The organism is Amycolatopsis sp. NPDC059021 (genome assembly GCF_042739895.1).
In the GTDB taxonomy this organism is placed as follows: Bacteria; Actinomycetota; Actinomycetes; order Mycobacteriales; family Pseudonocardiaceae; genus Amycolatopsis.
Map to the genome: position 1 here is coordinate 1 of NZ_JBHYIQ010000061.1, position 15,448 is coordinate 15,448.

The 15,448-nt window shown below is 70.3% G+C and carries 18 protein-coding genes; 8 read left to right on the forward strand and 10 right to left on the reverse strand.

Annotated elements, in window-relative coordinates; all coding sequences use genetic code 11:
* Positions 1-56 precede the first annotated feature (56 nt).
* Positions 57-1,421, reverse strand: coding sequence for an NtaA/DmoA family FMN-dependent monooxygenase (locus ACFWX1_RS30125; RefSeq protein ID WP_378393026.1), 1,365 nt, complete (start codon positions 1,419-1,421; stop codon positions 57-59).
* A 17-nt stretch (positions 1,422-1,438) separates the two neighbouring features.
* On the reverse strand, positions 1,439-2,638 hold the full coding sequence (locus ACFWX1_RS30130; protein WP_378393028.1) for an LLM class flavin-dependent oxidoreductase: 1,200 nt from the start codon (positions 2,636-2,638) through the stop codon (positions 1,439-1,441).
* A 191-nt stretch (positions 2,639-2,829) separates the two neighbouring features.
* On the opposite strand from ACFWX1_RS30130, the gene ACFWX1_RS30135 reads away from it, so the two are divergent.
* The 3 genes from ACFWX1_RS30135 to ACFWX1_RS30145 all read left to right on the forward strand — a co-directional run bounded on the left by ACFWX1_RS30135 (position 2,830) and on the right by ACFWX1_RS30145 (position 6,454).
* On the forward strand, positions 2,830-4,347 hold the full coding sequence (locus ACFWX1_RS30135) for an ArnT family glycosyltransferase (protein ID WP_378393030.1): 1,518 nt from the start codon (positions 2,830-2,832) through the stop codon (positions 4,345-4,347).
* A gap of 24 nt (positions 4,348-4,371) precedes the next feature.
* Positions 4,372-4,713: a cupin domain-containing protein gene (locus ACFWX1_RS30140; RefSeq protein WP_378393032.1), complete on the forward strand. Its 342-nt coding sequence runs from the start codon at positions 4,372-4,374 to the stop codon at positions 4,711-4,713.
* A gap of 481 nt (positions 4,714-5,194) precedes the next feature.
* A complete protein-coding gene (locus tag ACFWX1_RS30145) occupies positions 5,195-6,454 on the forward strand; it encodes a DUF222 domain-containing protein (protein ID WP_378393034.1) in 1,260 nt (419 codons plus the stop codon).
* Positions 6,455-6,484: 30 nt separating this feature from the next.
* On the opposite strand, the gene ACFWX1_RS30150 is transcribed toward ACFWX1_RS30145, so the two are convergent.
* Together ACFWX1_RS30150 and ACFWX1_RS30155 are read right to left on the reverse strand one after the other, a co-directional pair.
* A complete protein-coding gene (locus tag ACFWX1_RS30150) occupies positions 6,485-7,330 on the reverse strand; it encodes a carbon-nitrogen hydrolase family protein (protein WP_378393036.1) in 846 nt (281 codons plus the stop codon).
* A 27-nt stretch (positions 7,331-7,357) separates the two neighbouring features.
* Positions 7,358-7,588, reverse strand: coding sequence for a TetR family transcriptional regulator C-terminal domain-containing protein (locus ACFWX1_RS30155; protein WP_378393038.1), 231 nt, complete (start codon positions 7,586-7,588; stop codon positions 7,358-7,360).
* A 55-nt stretch (positions 7,589-7,643) separates the two neighbouring features.
* Here ACFWX1_RS30155 and ACFWX1_RS30160 point away from each other — a divergent pair, with 55 nt between their 5' ends.
* Genes ACFWX1_RS30160 through ACFWX1_RS30170 form a run of 3 tightly spaced genes read left to right on the forward strand, consistent with a single transcriptional unit; the run spans position 7,644 to position 8,551 of the window.
* The gene (locus ACFWX1_RS30160) at positions 7,644-7,886 is read left to right on the forward strand and encodes an MBL fold metallo-hydrolase (RefSeq protein WP_378393040.1); all 243 of its coding nucleotides are present in this window, start codon (positions 7,644-7,646) and stop codon (positions 7,884-7,886) included.
* Positions 7,887-7,890: 4 nt separating this feature from the next.
* Positions 7,891-8,226, forward strand: a complete 336-nt coding sequence (locus ACFWX1_RS30165; protein WP_378393042.1) for a hypothetical protein — start codon at positions 7,891-7,893, stop codon at positions 8,224-8,226.
* Positions 8,227-8,260: 34 nt separating this feature from the next.
* Positions 8,261-8,551: a hypothetical protein gene (locus ACFWX1_RS30170; protein ID WP_378393044.1), complete on the forward strand. Its 291-nt coding sequence runs from the start codon at positions 8,261-8,263 to the stop codon at positions 8,549-8,551.
* On the opposite strand, the gene ACFWX1_RS30175 is transcribed toward ACFWX1_RS30170, so the two are convergent.
* Positions 8,548-9,024: a GNAT family N-acetyltransferase gene (locus tag ACFWX1_RS30175; protein WP_378393046.1), complete on the reverse strand. Its 477-nt coding sequence runs from the start codon at positions 9,022-9,024 to the stop codon at positions 8,548-8,550. The genes ACFWX1_RS30170 and ACFWX1_RS30175 overlap by 4 nt on opposite strands.
* Positions 9,021-9,554 carry an SRPBCC family protein gene (locus ACFWX1_RS30180; RefSeq protein WP_378393048.1) on the reverse strand — a complete coding sequence of 178 codons (534 nt, stop codon included), beginning with the start codon at positions 9,552-9,554 and terminating at the stop codon, positions 9,021-9,023. Before ACFWX1_RS30180 ends, ACFWX1_RS30175 begins: the two co-directional genes overlap by 4 nt.
* Before the next feature lie 60 nt (positions 9,555-9,614).
* On the opposite strand from ACFWX1_RS30180, the gene ACFWX1_RS30185 reads away from it, so the two are divergent.
* Positions 9,615-10,196: a TetR/AcrR family transcriptional regulator gene (locus tag ACFWX1_RS30185; RefSeq protein WP_378393050.1), complete on the forward strand. Its 582-nt coding sequence runs from the start codon at positions 9,615-9,617 to the stop codon at positions 10,194-10,196.
* On the opposite strand, the gene ACFWX1_RS30190 is transcribed toward ACFWX1_RS30185, so the two are convergent.
* The 4 genes from ACFWX1_RS30190 to ACFWX1_RS30205 all read right to left on the reverse strand — a co-directional run bounded on the left by ACFWX1_RS30190 (position 10,193) and on the right by ACFWX1_RS30205 (position 14,430).
* The gene (locus ACFWX1_RS30190; protein WP_378393052.1) at positions 10,193-10,819 is read right to left on the reverse strand and encodes a hypothetical protein; all 627 of its coding nucleotides are present in this window, start codon (positions 10,817-10,819) and stop codon (positions 10,193-10,195) included. The genes ACFWX1_RS30185 and ACFWX1_RS30190 overlap by 4 nt on opposite strands.
* Positions 10,820-10,889: 70 nt before the next feature.
* The gene (locus ACFWX1_RS30195; protein ID WP_378393054.1) at positions 10,890-11,891 is read right to left on the reverse strand and encodes a Gfo/Idh/MocA family oxidoreductase; all 1,002 of its coding nucleotides are present in this window, start codon (positions 11,889-11,891) and stop codon (positions 10,890-10,892) included.
* Positions 11,892-11,926: 35 nt separating this feature from the next.
* Entirely contained in the window at positions 11,927-13,420 is a 1,494-nt protein-coding gene (locus ACFWX1_RS30200) for a CoA-acylating methylmalonate-semialdehyde dehydrogenase (RefSeq protein WP_378393056.1), read from the reverse strand.
* A complete protein-coding gene (locus ACFWX1_RS30205) occupies positions 13,417-14,430 on the reverse strand; it encodes a LacI family DNA-binding transcriptional regulator (protein ID WP_378393058.1) in 1,014 nt (337 codons plus the stop codon). The genes ACFWX1_RS30200 and ACFWX1_RS30205 overlap by 4 nt, the downstream gene beginning before the upstream one ends.
* A gap of 106 nt (positions 14,431-14,536) precedes the next feature.
* Between ACFWX1_RS30205 and ACFWX1_RS30210 the strand changes: the two genes are divergently transcribed.
* Positions 14,537-15,448 (forward strand): TIM barrel protein, encoded by a 912-nt coding sequence (locus tag ACFWX1_RS30210; RefSeq protein WP_378393060.1) that lies wholly within the window; start codon positions 14,537-14,539, stop codon positions 15,446-15,448.

Consider the following 15,448-nt stretch of genomic DNA (forward strand, 5'->3'; position numbering starts at 1 on the left):
GCCTTGAGGGACTCTGGGTCCCTCGGGGAGGCCCCCACGGACCGTTACCTCCCCCGTCAGCTCAGCGGGCGCGGGGCGCCGATGCCGAGGTGATCACGCAGCGTCGTCCCGCTGTATTCGGTACGGAACACCCCGCGTTCCTGCAGGAGCGGGACGACCTCGTCGGCGAAGCGGTCCAGCCCGCCCGGGGTCACGTGCGGGACGAGGATGAAGCCGTCGGAGGCGTCGGCCTGCACGAGTTCGTTGATCGACGACGCCACCGTGGCGGGCGAACCGATGAAGTTCTGCCGCCCGGTGACCTCGATGATCAGCTCCCGCAGCGAAAGGTTCTTCGCCGCCGCCAGCTCCCGCCACTGCTTCGCCGTCGCCAGCGGGTCGCGGTACATCCGGACGCTGGCCCGGCCCTTCGCGATGGTGTTCTCCCCCACCACCGGATCGACGTCGGGCAGCGGGCCGTCCGGGTCGTAGCCGGACAGGTCGCGGTTCCAGAGCTGCTCGGCGAACTTGATCGCCGTCTGGCCGCTGACCTGCTGATGGCGCACCACGTCGGCCAGTTCCTGCGCCTCGGCGTCGGTGTCGCCGAGCACGAACGTCGCGGCGGGCAGGACGACGAGGTCCTCGTTGCGGCGACCGTACTTCGCCAGACGGCCCTTGACGTCGGCGTAGAACTCCTGGCCCGCTTCGAGCGTGCCGTGCCTGCTGAAGATCGCGTCCGCCGTCGACGCGGCGAACTCGCGCCCCTCATCGGAATCACCGGCCTGCAGGATCACCGGACGTCCCTGCGGGGAGCGCGGCACGTTGAAGCGGCCCGAGATGTCGAAGTGCGCGTCGTGGTGCTCGAACGCCCCGGCGCGCGGATCGGCGAGGAAGACGCCGGTTTCCTTGTCCGCCACCACTTCCCCGCCGTGCCACGAGTCGAACAGCTCGGCCGCGGTGGTCAGGAACGCCTTGGCCCGTTCGTACCGCTGATCCTGCGGCAGGAAACCGCCGCGCCGGAAGTTCTCCCCGGTGAAGGCGTCCCACGAGGTCACCACGTTCCACGCGGCCCGGCCCGCCGAGAGGTGGTCGAGACTGGCGAACTGCCGGGCCACCTCGTAGGGCTCGTTGAACGTCGAGTTGATCGTCCCGGCCAATCCGAGCCGGTCGGTGACCGCCGCCAGCGCGGCCAGCACGGTGAAGGTGTCCGGCCTCCCCACGACGTCCAGGTCGTAGATCTCGCCGTTCTGCTCCCGCAGCCGGAGCCCCTCGGCAAGGAAGAAGAGGTCGAACTTCGCCCGTTCGGCCGTCCGCGCCAGATGGACGAAGGAGTCGAACTCGATGTGGCTGCCCGCCTCGGGATCGCTCCACACCGTCGTGTTGTTGACGCCGGGGAAGTGCGCGGCGAGGTGGATCTGCTTCAGCGGCTTACCCTCTGTACTCATCGCGAAGTCCTCGTTCTCTAGGCGGCGTAACGGTTCGCCGGCCGGGGCAGGCCGAGCAGCCCGCGCAGGGTGGTGGCTTCGTACTCGTCGCGGAACACGCCGCGGGCCCGCAGTTCGGGGACGAGCGCCCGGGTGATCGCCTCGAGGTCGTGCGGGATCGCGCCGGGCCGCAGCCGGAATCCGGACAGCCCTTCGTCCCGCCACGCGACGAGCTGGTCGGCGAGCCCCGCCGCGGTGCCGGTGAAGATCAGCGTGTCGGACGTGTACTCGGCGCCGTCCACCGCGTCCAGCCGGGCTTTGCGCTCGACAGCGGCCGACTCGGTCTCGTCGAGGAACACGAGGATGTCCGCGAAGACGTGTACCTGCTCGCCCGCGCGTCCGGCGTTCTCCTGCTCGGCGCGGACCTGCTCGACGATCGGCCGGATCTCGCCCCGCTCCCCCGGCGTCACCAGCACGACGTCGGCCGCCCGCGCGCCGACGCGATACGGCAGACCGGCATGCGCCAGCGTGACCACCAGCGGCTGCCCCTGGGGCGGGCGCGGCGTGATCGAGGGACCGCGGACGCTGAACCAGCGGCCCTCGAAGTCGATGTAGTGCAGCTTCTCCCGGTCGACGAACCGGCCGGTCGCGACGTCGCGGATCTCGGCGTCGTCCTCCCAGCTGTCCCAGAGCCTGCGGACGACTTCGACGTAGTCCGCGGTCTCCTCGAGCAGATCCGCGATCGCGCTCTGCCGGTCGAAGTGCGCCACGTCGTCCCAGCTGATCTCGCCGAGTTCGCGGCGGCCGAAATGCGCGGCGTCGGTGTGGCGCGGCGAGACCTGGGCGCGCAGACCGCCCCGCCCGTTGCTGACGTAGTCGAGCGTGGCGATCGCCTTCGAGAGGTGGAACGGTTCGGTGTGCGTCACGACCGCCGTCGGCACGAGCCCGATGTGCCGGGTCAGCGGGGCGATCCGGGACGCCACGAGCACCGCGTCGAGCCGTCCGCGTACCTGGTCGGTCCGGTCGTCGAAGCCGTCCGGGAGGCTCGACTGGACTCCGAGGGAGTCCTCGATCGTCACGAAGTCGAGCAGTCCGCGTTCGGCCTCGCCTGCCAGATCCGCCCAGTAGCGGGCGGTGAACAGCTCGGCGGGCCGGGCATCGGGTTCGCGCCAGGCGGCCGGGTGCCAGCCCGCCGCGTCCAGCGCGACCGCGAGGTGGAGTTTCGGCACTGGGGACATGTCCGGTGTCCTTCCTGGTCGCCGTGCGACCTCATCCGTGCCGAACTCCTGCCGTCGCGTGATATTCCGGCTCCCGGATGCTGGGAACCGGTCCGGCAACGATCTCGGGCGAACCGGCGACCACGGCCGCTCCGATCGGCTAGCGTCGCGAACGCGGGTGCCGGCTTTCCGGCACGGACTGGGAGGCCGCGTTGGACGAAGCCGCCGTATCACCGGGAAGGTCGCCGGAGAAGGCGCTGCCCCGATTCGCGGCGTGGCCGGTCGCGGCCGTCGTCGTCGCGCAGGTCGCCGTGCTCACCGCATTGTCCGGCCGCTACGGTTTTCACCGCGACGAGCTGTACTTCGTCGCCGCGGGCCACCGGCCCGCCTGGGGCTACGTCGACCAGCCGCCGATCACGCCGATGCTCGCGAGAGCCGCCACCGCGATCTTCGGCGAGACGCCGTCCGGGCTGCGGGTGGTCGCGACGTTCTGCGGAGCCGCGACCGTGGTGCTCGTCGCGCTCGCCGCGAGGGAATTCGGCGGCGGGCGTGGGGCGCAGACGGCGGCCGCGGCGGCGACGGCGTTGTCCGGGTACGTGCTCGTGGTGTCCCACATGGTTTCCACCAACAGTGCGGACATGCTGCTGTGGACGGTGATCGGGCTCCTCGGCCTCCGCCTGCTCCGCACCGGTGACGGCCGGTGGTGGCTCGCGATCGGGGCGGCCGTCGGCGTCGCGTTCGCGAACAAATGGCTCGTGCTCGTGCTGCTCGCCGCGCTCGGGATCAGCCTGCTGATCACCGGTCCGCGCGCGGTGTTCGTCAGCGGCTGGATGATCGGCGGGGTCGCGATCGCGGTGGTGCTGATGGCGCCGGTGCTGTTCTGGCAGGCGGGTCACGAGTTCCCGATGCTGTCCGTCGCCGGCGGCATCAGCACCGACGACGGCACGAAGAACCGGCTGCTGTTCGTCCCGATGCAACTGGTCTACCTCTCCCCCGTGCTCGTCCCGGTCTGGCTCGCCGGCCTGGTGCGGTTGTGGCGCGATCCCCGGTTGCGCTGGGCCCGCGCGTACGCGCTGAGTTACCCGCTCGCGTGCGTCATCCTGCTGCTGGCCGGCGGGAAGCCGTACTACGCGGTGCCGCCGCTGCTCATCCTGCTGGCCGCCGGCGCGGAACCCGCCCTGCGGTTGCTGGCTCGTGGCGGCAGCCCCCGGCGTGGCTACGCTCGTGCCCTCGCGGTCGCGGGCGCCGCGATCTCTCTCGTGATCGGCCTGCCGGTGCTCCCGGTGTCCGCGCTCGGCGGTCCGGTGCTGGCGTTCAACAAGGACCAGGGCGAGCAGGTCGGCTGGCCGGAGCTGACCGCGACGGTCGCCCGTGCCTGGCAACGGATCCCGGCGGAGCGACGCCCGGTGTCGGTGATCCTCACCGGCAACTACGGCCAGGCGGGTGCCCTCGAACGGTTCGGCGCGGGGCTCGGGCTGCCGAAGCCGTACTCGAACCATATGTCCTATGCGGACTGGGGACCGCCGCCGGACACGATGACCGGTCCGGTGCTGTTCGTCGGCCGTCTCCGCCCCGCGGTGCGGAACGTGCTCGGCGAATGTGAACGGGTGGCCGTCCAGGACAACGGCTTCGGCCTGCACAACGACGAGCAGGGCACCGACATCTCGCTGTGCTCGCCGCCGTCCGCCCCGTGGTCACGGATCTGGCCGCGCCTGAGGGTGTTCTATTGACCGGAAGTCCACAGTGGAGGATTCATGAACGTGGTCGAGATCGCCGACCTGACCGACGAGAACGGCAAGCCGCTGCCCGAGTTCGAGGGCAGGGCGCACGGTTCCCCTGTCTCGTTCATCATGGTGAGCACCGACGTCGACGGCGCGGGACCGCGGCTGCACCGCCATCCCTACACCGAGACGTTCCTCATCCGCTCCGGCCAGGCGCTGTTCACCGTCGACGACCGGACGCTGATCGGCCGGGGCGGGCAGATCATCGTCGTCCCGCCGGACACCCCGCACAAGTTCGCCAAGACCGGGCCGGGACGGCTGGAGATGACCGACATCCACGCCAGCGACGTGTTCATCACCGAATGGCTCGAATGAGATTCGATCGCAGGGGATCAGTCGGTCAGGCCCTGGCTACCGAGTTCGTCCGGAAGTGTCCGGTGCTACACGTACACGATGGCGGTGAACGCCGCACGCGCGTCCAGCGGCGCTGTACAGCCACCTTGTCGGCGCGGCTCGAACGCCGGGAGCAATGGCTTCGCCCGCGCCCACATCTCATCCGGCGCCAACCGCAACGACAACCGAACAGCCACAGCCAACATCACCACCTAGGACAGACCACTGCGTGAGACAGGCTCTTACAGTCGCTTGGCGGCTTCCTTCGCATTGCCACTATCCACAAAGGATGGTCCCGTCGGATCCCGGGTGGACGCCACTGGACGAGACGACGAGGTCCGCGAAGCCAGGGCCAGCACACCGTGCCGATGAATAGAATCCTTACACAGCAAGGAAAAGTGCGTTCTGCAGGTTCACCCGATCGATAGCACACATGTTCGATCAGGCGGCGTATCGTGGAGGTATGTCAGTCGACAGCAGCACCCAGGCATCGCGCACCGAGTGGTGGCGCGAGGATGTCGACTGTCTGCTGGACAGGCTCCTGGAGTCCGAGTGTGTGCAGCGCCGTGAAGCCGCGGTCCAGGGCGAGGTCATGGCCGAGCTGGAACGGCGCGGGATACGCGACACCACCGGGTACGGAAGTCTTGTGCGGCTACTGCAAGAGACGTTGAACATTCCCTACGCCGAGGCGAAGGCACGGGCGGCGCGAGCGTTGGCGTTGAACGGCACCCGCGACCTGACTTCCGGCGAGCAGCCGCCTGCTGCGCCCGCGACCGCGCAGGCCGCTGCCGAGGGCGCGGTCGGCGCCGCGCAGATCGACGAAATCCTGCGGGTGCTGGACAAGCTTCCCCAGACCGTGTCGGTGCAGGACCGGGGGCAGGCGGAGAAGATCCTGGCCGAACTGGCCCGCTCCGCTGGCCCCCGCGAAATCCGCGCCGCCGGACGACGACTGCTCGCCCAGCTCGACCCCGACGGGAAAGAGCCCAAAACCCGGGACCCGAAACCCTTCCAGCCCGAGTTCTCCATCGCCCCGCACCGCGACGGCGGGCATCAGATCAAGGCCCGCGTCGACGACGAAACCTCGGCACGCCTGCAAGCGATGCTGGATCCACTCGCCAAGCCACGCCCGGCCACCGAGGAAGAGGGCCGCGACACGCGCACTCAGTGGGAGCGACGCGGCTGCGCGTTCTCCGAACTGGTGCGCATGTGGGCCGAACACCCCGACCTGCCTACCCAGGCCGGGGAAGCCACGCACATTGTCGTGACGGTCGGGCTCAAGGATCTGCGGTCCGGGATCGGACAGGCGACTCTCGATCTGCTCGGGGAGATCACCGCCGCCGAAGCACGGCGGCTCGCCTGCGACGCCAAGATCATCCCGATGGTCCTGGGCTCACACAGCGAACCCCTCGACGTGGGACGCGCGCAGCGACTCGCCACCCCCGGCATACGCCGAGCACTCATCCGACGCGACGGAGGCTGCGCCTTCCCAGGCTGCGATGCGCCCGCTTATCGTTGTACGGCGCATCATGTGGTGTTTTGGGCACATCATGGTGAGACCAAAGTGGACAATCTCGTGCTCGTATGTTCCGTCCACCACAAGCTGATCCATAGCTCTGAATGGGAAGTCCGCATCGCCAGTGACGGACTACCGGAGTTCATCCCGCCCACCTGGCTGGACGCGACCCGCACACCCCGACGCAACACCATCCACCTCAGAACCTGAGCCGAACGCACGTCCGGAAGAAACACTCCCTCATACGTCCGTGCGGTAAGCGACGCCGGGACGGGGTGTCTGGTCGACGGTCAGCGTGAAGATGTCGGGACGGGCGTAGTGGCCGGACACATCCAGATCCCGGCGGGCCGCGACGACCTCGGCAGGGTCGATCTCCGCGGTCACCAGCCCTTCGCTGTCGCGTAACGGGCCGGCGAGGACATCTCCGAGCGGGCCGACGATCGCGCTGCCGCCGGCGAATTCCTCGCAGGTCCCGTACTGACACGCGCTGATCACGAAACACCGGCCTTCGCAGGCGATATGCCGTAGCGAGGCCAGCCAGGCGTCGCTGTCGTCCACCGTCGGCGCACACCACAGCTGCACGCCTTTGGCGTACATCGCCGCACGCAGCAGTGGCATCAGGTTCTCCCAGCAGATCGCGACACCCGCGGGGCCCGCGGCGGTAGGCACGACCGGCAGAGTGGAACCGTCGCCGCGGCCCCAGACCAAACGCTCTCGTCCGGTCGCCGCCAGCTTGCGATGCGTCGCGGTCAAGCCCCGGACGGGATCCAGGAAGACCGCCGTGCAGTACAGCGTCGAGCCCGACCGTTCGATCACCCCGGCGACCAGGGACGCACCGGTCCGGGCCGCGAGCCCGGCCAGCGCATCGGTCTCCGGGCCCGGGATCTCCACAGCTTGGCCGAAGTAGCGGGCAAAGGCATCACCGGTCAACCCAGCTTCGGGGTAGCCACCGAGAATCGCCTCGGGCAGCACCACCACCGCGGCACCGGCGGCGCGAATCGCCTCCTCGAAACCCAGAAGCCTCTCGAGTGTGGCCGCGGTTCCTTCTGGTGACGCACCCAGCTGGAGCGCAGCGACAACCACCATGTCCTGAGCCTAGCGACGGTGCCTGCTTCAAAGAGCCAGGTATGCCGTCAGGACTGGTCCAGGGCGCGTTCGATCGCGGCAGGCCCGGCCCGCGGCCGCCCGGTCGTGCTGGACTTGCATGGCCGCGGTCATCAGGCAGCCGCCGGGCAGCAGGGGCGTTTCCAGGTAGCCCACCGAGTCGGCACACACCGCGCGCAGCCGCCGCAGCCCCGGCGGCTCGGCCGGCGCGGGCTCGACCACCCGGTGCCAGAAGTCCACGAACGCCTTGTCCAGCGTGGAGGTCTGCAGCGTCTCCTTGGTGCCGAAGTGCTTGATGGGGGTGCGACGACTGGGCTGGGCCGGGCTGGAACTCGAGGCGGGTGGCAAGCGGCTGGTGATCGACTATGTCCGGGACCTCTCACCGTTGTTCACGGGAGGGAAGCCCGGCGAGGGACTGACGACGCCGAGCGGGACGGTCACCGCCGCGCTGGTCACCCACCTGCACCGGGACCACACCGACGCGGCCGCGCTCGCGGATGTGCTGACGCCGGAGGCACCGGTGCTCCGGCCACGGTGACGACGTGGACAACGTGGACAACGTGGACAACGTCACGACGCTGCCGGCCGAGCGCGAGCTGACCCGGCACCGGCCGGCCGCCGAGGTCGTGGATGCCTGGTCCACCCGCGACATCGGGCCGTTCCGCGTCACCGCCGTCGACGGGCTGGGCGATCCCCAGCCGAACTGGGTGGTGCAGGCCGACGGGCAGCGGGTCTTCCACGGCGGCGACACGATGTTCAACGGCTACTCCCGGAGAACGAGTTCCGCGCGCACGCCGGACAACGCGCCCATGTGCTGCCCATCGGGGAATGGCTGGACCTGCCCCCTGAGACGGAAACCGGGCTTGACTTCCAGATAAGTCGAGGTTCCAGGCTGGGAGTGAGGAGGCAATCATGACCGTACTGCTGCTCGGCCGGAATCCGCGCGTCGTGACCAAGGTGGTGGCGGCGATCTCGGCCGCCGGTCACTCCGCCGAAGGAATGACCACCGACGAGGCCGCGCTGGCCCGCATCGCCGAGGGTGACATCTCGGCGCTCGTCCTCGGCGGCGGTGTCGAACCGCCCTCGCGGGAGAAGCTGCTGGCCGCCGCAAACGCCAAGGGCGTCACCGTCGTCCAGGGCCCGCACATCGGCGACCGGGACGCCGACGAGTATGTCCGCGCCGAGGTCATTCCCCGGCTCTAGAGGTCCAGCGTGGCATCGACGTCGCCGCCGTGGACGGTGAGGTCGGCGCCCGCGTTCGCGAGAAGGCGCCGCGCGGCGGCGTTGCCCGTGGTCGTCGAGGCGACGAAGCGGGCGGCGCCGCCCGTACGCGCGGCGTCGAGCAGTGCGGCCGCGACCTGCCGCCCGAGGCCCTGGCCGCGGACCGACCGGCCCAGCCAGATCCCGGCCTCGACCGCGTCGCCCGCCGGTTCCAGCCGGGCGGCCCCCACGGCGCGGCCGTCGGCGTCGATCACCCACGTGGTCTCCACGGCGGTGGCCGGGTCGAGGGACCGTCGCCGATGGAAGGCGAGAAACGCGTCGCGCCGTTCGGCGGTCCACCCGGGCGGGCCCTCGATCGGCGGCATCACTTCCAGCGGGTCCGCGTCGGCCACGGCCGCGTCAAGCAGCCTGGCGAGGGATTCCTCGTCCAGCGGGGTCAGGTGTACGTCGGTCACACCCCGAGCTTCGCATCCGGCGAAGAACGCGGCGAACGAATTTGGGCCGCACGCGCGAGCGACCGCAGGAAGCGGACGTAGGGCGACCACACCGACGGGCGCGCGATCCCGCCGGTCAGCGCCCGTTCGGCGTTGTCCAGCAACTGTTCCAGGACGGCGTCGTGCATCGGGCGCCAGAACAGCGGCCAGGTCACCAGTGCCGAGCCGGAAAGCCGTCCGGCGAGGACGTGCCGCAGTTCGCAGGCATCCTCGCCGCGGGGCAGGACGGCGAACTCGTGGAAGCCGCCGAGCCCGCGCGGTGCGGTGAACCGGAACCGCACGGCACTGCCGGGAACGACCGACTCCACGAAGTACCGGACCGACGCGTGCCCGCCCCGTGCCCCGGGCGCGAGCGGGCCGTCGAACCGGATCGGCGGCCAGTCTCCGGCAGGCCACAGCCGGTCGCCGGCGGTGGCCAGGGTGCTCAGCAACTCCCCCACCCGGGCCGCGGGGACGTCGAACCGCCGGGAATGCACGTTGTAGACCGCCATGACGGGAACTCCGTTCTAGAGACTTTCCTCTAGAACGTATTAGAGCATAGTCTCTACAACATGGGCAGGCCCCCGGCACACACCAGCGCGCAGTTCCTCGACGCCGCGGCGGCGTTGTTCGCCGAAGGCGGTGTCCGCGCGGTCACCATGGCGGCCGTCGCGAAGGCCACCGACGCGCCGAGCGGCTCGGTCTACCACCGGTTCCCCGACCGCCCTGCCCTGCTGTCCGAACTCTGGCTCCGCGCGCTCCGCGACTTCCAGAGCACGTTCATCACCGCGCTCGGCGACGCGGATTCCGTGGACGCCGCGGCCGAAGCGGCCTCGGGTGTCGTCCTGTGGTGCCGCAAGAACCCGGCGGCCGCCCGCGTACTGGACGCGGGCAAACGCGCCTTCGGCCCGGCGGACTGGTCGGCGACCGCCGTCGCCGAAACCGCCAAGGCGGACGAGGAACTGAAGGCGGCGTTGAAGAAGGCGACGGCGAAACTGCCCGGGATCACCGGAAGCAGCGACGAGGAGGTCGTACTGGCGCTGGTCGAAATTCCCCGCGCGGTGGTCCACCGTTATCTGTCCGCGGGCCGTACTCCCCCGCCCCGCGCGGCCGACCTCGTCGCCCGCACCGTCCGCAAGCTGCTCCGGCCCTAGCTGGCGTCGTCGGCCGGATCGAGCACGGTGTCCAGATCCGGCATCCAGAAACAGGTCTCCCAGGTCCGCAGATCGGCCCAGCGCACCAGTTTGCGCCCTTCCCGGTACGCCCCGGCCACCGCGGCCGCCAGCAGCACCGCACAGCAGGCGGCCAGGATCCGGTGCCCGCCGGCGATCAGCTCGACCACGGCGGCCACGAACCCGAACGAGAGCGGCAGGGTCAGGTTCCGCACCATCAGGCCCTGGGACATCAGCCGGTCGATCTGCGCGGCGGCCTCCTTGTCCTGCACCGCCACCCCCTGCCGCAGCAACGCCGGGTCGGCGTGGATGTAGGCACGCTCCCGGACCTGCGGGTTCCGCGCGAGGAAGGACTCCTTGGCCGTCTGCCGCCCGCTCCGCATCGGCAGCACCCGGCTCACCACCGCCCACAGCGCGTTGACGAGGTGCCCCAGGACGTAACTGACGACCACGACGGCCACCAGCAGCAGCACGGCGGGCAGCGAGGACAGGCGGGCGACGTCGACGACGTGCAGCCGCGCTCCCAGGTAGACCAGGAACGCGAGCTGGCACGCGCCGGGGACCGCGTAGAGGAACAGGTCGAAAATGCCCACGGCGAACGTCAAACCGGGTCCTCCTTGACAGTGCTCGAACGGCAGCACCCGAGTCTGTCAGTCCGGCGTCCGCCGAGGGAGGCTAACGGCGAACTTCGGCCACCTCCACCGGACGGCGTTCACGACGGGAAAGCTCGCAGGCTTCGGCGATGTAGAACGCCTCCAGCGCGTCGAGCACCCCGCACGGGCTTTCGGCACGGCGCGCGACGACGTCGAGGAACGTCTTCAGCTCGCTGGTGTACGCGGGCCGGAAGCGCTCCATGAACCCCGGGTAGACCGGGCCCGGCAACGCGGGAACGCCGGGTTCGACCGAGCGCAGCGGCACCCGGTCGTCCAGCCCGACCACGACGTTCGCCTTCGAGCCGAGCACCTCGAGCCGCACATCGTGGCCGGCGCCGTTGTACCGGCTCAGCGACACCGTGACGAGCGTGCCGTCGTCCAGCGTCAACGTCGCCGCCCCGGTGTCGACGTCGCCCGCGTCCACGAAGAACCGCTCGCCCCGGTTGGCACCCCGCGCGTACACCTCCGTCACCGCGCGGCCGGTGACCCAGCGGATGATGTCGAAGTCGTGCACCCCGCAGTCGCGGAAAAGCCCGCCGGAATGCGGAACGTACTCCGCGGGCGGCGGCGCGGCGTCGAGCGTCGTCGCCCGCACCGTGTGCAACCAGCCCAATTCTCCCGAAGCCACCGCCGCCCTAGCCGCGGTGTAGCCGGCGTCGAACCGCCGCTGGAAGCCGATCTGCACCGGTACGTCGGAGCCGGTGATGTGCTCGATCACGGACAGGGTGCCCGGGATGTCCACGGCCACCGGCTTTTCGCAGAACACCGGGATGCCCGCGTCGACGGCACGGGTGATCAGCGCGGGATGCGCGTCGGTCGCCGCCGTGACGACCAGGCCGTCGAGCCCGGCCCCGAACAACGCGTCGATGCTGTCGGCCGCGGTGACTCCCAGCTTCGCGGCGGCCGCCCGCGCGCGTTCGGCGTCCACATCGGCGACGACGACCTCGCCGACCTCGTCGAAACCCTTCAACGTCTCGGCGTGCGACGTGCCGATGCGGCCGGTGCCCGCCAGTCCCAGCTTCATTGCTGCCCTCCTTGAAGTCACTGTTCAGTGCCGGTTCAACGGTGTGTGGGGAATCCGAGATCGACGCCGTTCGCCTGCCGCGGCCACCGCGAAGTGACCGCCTTGGCCCGGGTGTAGAACCGCACGCCTTCGGCTCCGTGGACGTGCGTGTCACCGAAGAGCGAGTCCTTCCAGCCACCGAAGGAGTAGTAGGCCATCGGCACCGGGATGGGCACGTTGATACCGACCATCCCGACCGTGACGCGGCGCTCGAACTCCCGCGCGGCCAGGCCGTCGGTGGTGAAGATCGCGGTGCCGTTGCCGTACGGGTTGGCGTTGACCAGTTCCAGCGCGGCCTCGAACGATTCCGCTCGCACCACGGCGAGCACCGGCCCGAAGATCTCGTCGGTGTAGACGGACATCTCCGGCGTGACGTGGTCGAACAACGTCGGCCCGACCCAGAAACCACCCTCGTGCCCTTCCGGCGCGAGGCCGCGGCCGTCGACCACGAGGGCCGCGCCCGCCCGCTCCCCTGCGTCCACAGAGGACAGAATCCGGTCACGGGCAGCGCCGGTGACCACCGGGCCCATCTGCGCGTCCTCGTCGGTGCCGGGGCCGGTAGTGAGCGCGCGGGTGCGTTCGGCGATCGCCTCGACCAGTTCGTCGCCGGTATGCCCCACCGCGACCACCACGGAGATCGCCATGCAGCGCTCGCCCGCGCTGCCGTAGCCCGCCGAAACCGCCGCGTCGGCCGCGCCCGCGATGTCCGCGTCCGGCAGCACGATCATGTGGTTCTTCGCCCCGCCCAGCGCCTGGACCCGCTTGCCGTGGCGCGTGCCGGTCTCGTAGACGTGCCGGGCGATCGGTGTCGAGCCCACGAACGACACCCCGGCGATGCCCGGGTGCGCCAGCAGCGCGTTCACCGCCTCCGCGTCGCCTTGGACGACATTGAGCACGCCCGGCGGCAGGCCCGCCTCGGTGAACAGCTCGGCCAGGCGCAGCGAAGCCGACGGATCGCGATCGGACGGCTTGAGCACGAACGTGTTCCCGCACGCGATGGCGATCGGGAACATCCACATCGGGACCATGACCGGGAAGTTGAACGGCGTGATCCCGGCGACGACGCCGAGCGGCTGCCGGATCGAGTACGCGTCCACGCCGCGCGAGACCTGCTCGGAGTGTTCGCCCTTGAGCAGATGCGCGATGCCGCAGGCGAATTCGACGACCTCAAGGCCGCGCTGGACCTCCCCGGCGGCATCGGCGAGGACCTTGCCGTGCTCGGCGGTGATCAGCCGAGCCAGCTCGTCGCGATGCGCGTCGACCAGCTCGCGGAACTTGAACAGGATCCGGGTCCGCGAGGTCAGCGACGTCTCCGACCAGTCCTGCGCGGCCTTGACCGCCGAGGCGACCGCGGTGTCCACATCGGACTCCCCCGCCAGCGCGACCTGGCGGGCGACGGCCCCGGTCGCGGGCTGGAAGACCTCACCACGGCGGGTGGACACCCCCGGGGTGCGGGCACCGTCGATCCAGTGCGGGACGAGTTCGGTCACGGTGTTTCTCCTTGCGGGCTCGTGGTGGTCGACCGGACCACCAGGCGGGGATGCAGCAGGTGCCGCACCGGTTCGGCGCGTTCGCCGCGGACCCGCTCCAGCAGGGCTTCGAGGGCCAGCCTGCCCATCTCGGTCCTCGGCTGGTCCACAGTGGTCAGTGAGACGTGGCGGAGTGCGGCGAGCGAGGTGTTGTCGTAGCCGACGACGGAGACGTCGCCCGGCACACGGAACCCGGCCTCCTCCAGCGCCGAAATCGCGCCGACCGCGTTGAAGTCGTTGCCCGCCAGCAACGCCGTGGGCAACTCGGCCCTCGGGTACCGGCACAGCAGTTCCCGCACCGCCTTCTCGCCCGCGGTGTCGGTGTGCTCGCTGCGCACGACGATCGGCTCCAGGCCGTGCGCGAGCATGGCCTGGCCGAACCCCTTGCGCCGGGCCGCAGCGCCCGCCGCACCCCCGCCGTCGAGATGCGCGATCCGCCGGTGTCCCAGCGCGACGAGGTGCTCGACGGCCATCGCGGCACCCGCCTCGCCGTCGTCGTTCACGGTGTCGACGCCCGGCGCGCGCGAGGTCCGTGAGACGAGCACGACCGGGCATTGCTCGGCCGCCGCGTCGATCGCGGACGCGGGCGCGACCGGCGAAAGCAGGACGACGCCGGCTGGACGGAACGAGAGAAGGCTGCGCAGCGCGGCACGTTCGCGGGCCGGGCTGCGGCCGCCGGTGTTCAGGATCAGGTCGAAGCCCGCCGCCTGCGCCGCGGCGTCGAGCCCCTCCACGACGTCGGCGAAAAAGGCGTTACGGAGATCGGAAACCATCACGCCCACCACGGTCGAGGTCCGGCTGGCCAGCGACCGCGCCATCACGTGCGGCTGGTAGCCCAGCTCCTCGGCCGCCTTGAGCACGGCGGCACGGCGCTGGTCGGAGACCTTGGGGGAATTCCGCATCACGAGCGAGACGAGCGCGCGTGAGACACCCGCCCGCTCGGCGACGTCCTCCATGGTCGGCCGGGTCATCGGCGCCCCCTTCCGAATCGGCCCTTGACTTCGCTGTGACGGACGCTACAAGATTAGAGCGCTCTAATCAATAGAGCGCTCTAACCCCGACCCGGCTGGAGAGTCGATGACAGTGCCGTCCATGCCCGCCACGTCGTCCGGGATCCGCATCGCCGCCGCGCCCATCTCGTGGGGCGTGTGCGAAGTGCCCGGCTGGGGCCGGGTGCTCGACGCTTCGACCGTGCTGGGCGAGATGGCCGAACTGGGCATCCGCGCGACCGAACTCGGCCCGCCCGGCTACCTTCCCCGCGAACCCGGCGATCTCCGCGCCCTGCTCGGCGAGTACGAGCTGAACCTCATCGGCGGCTTCCTCGCCGTCGTCCTGCACGAGAACGTCGATGCCGCGCTGGCCGCGGCCGAGGAGTCCGCCGCGCTGTTCGCCGAGTGTGGCGCGGAAGTCCTCGTGCTCGCCGCCGCGACCGGGCTCCACGGCTACGACGAACGGACGCCGCTGCTCGACGACGAGTGGGCGGCACTGGTCGCCACCGCGGCGAAAATCCGTGACATCGCAACGGAACACGGCCTCACGACGGTGCTGCACCCGCACGTCGGCACGCATGTGGAGACCGAGCGGGAGGTCGAACGGTTCCTCGCCGACTCGGCTCTCCCGCTGTGTCTGGACACCGGTCATCTGCTCGTCGGGGGCACCGATCCGGTGAAACTGGCGAAGCGTCATCCGGACCGTGTCGGGCATGTGCATCTCAAGGACGTCAACGGAAAACTCGCCGAGGACGTGCGTGCCGGACGGGTCGGCTACACCGAAGCTGTCGGTGCCGGGTTGTATGTTCCGCTCGGTGAAGGAGACGTCGACATCGACGCGATGGTCGGGTTCGTCCACGAGGCGGGCTACGACGGGTGGTACGTCCTGGAACAGGACACCGCATTGCGCGAGGAAAGCCCGGTGGATCTTCCGAAACGGGACGTGGCCACGAGCCTGGCGTACCTGCTCGGGGTCGCCGGTCGCCTGGCGACCGGTTAA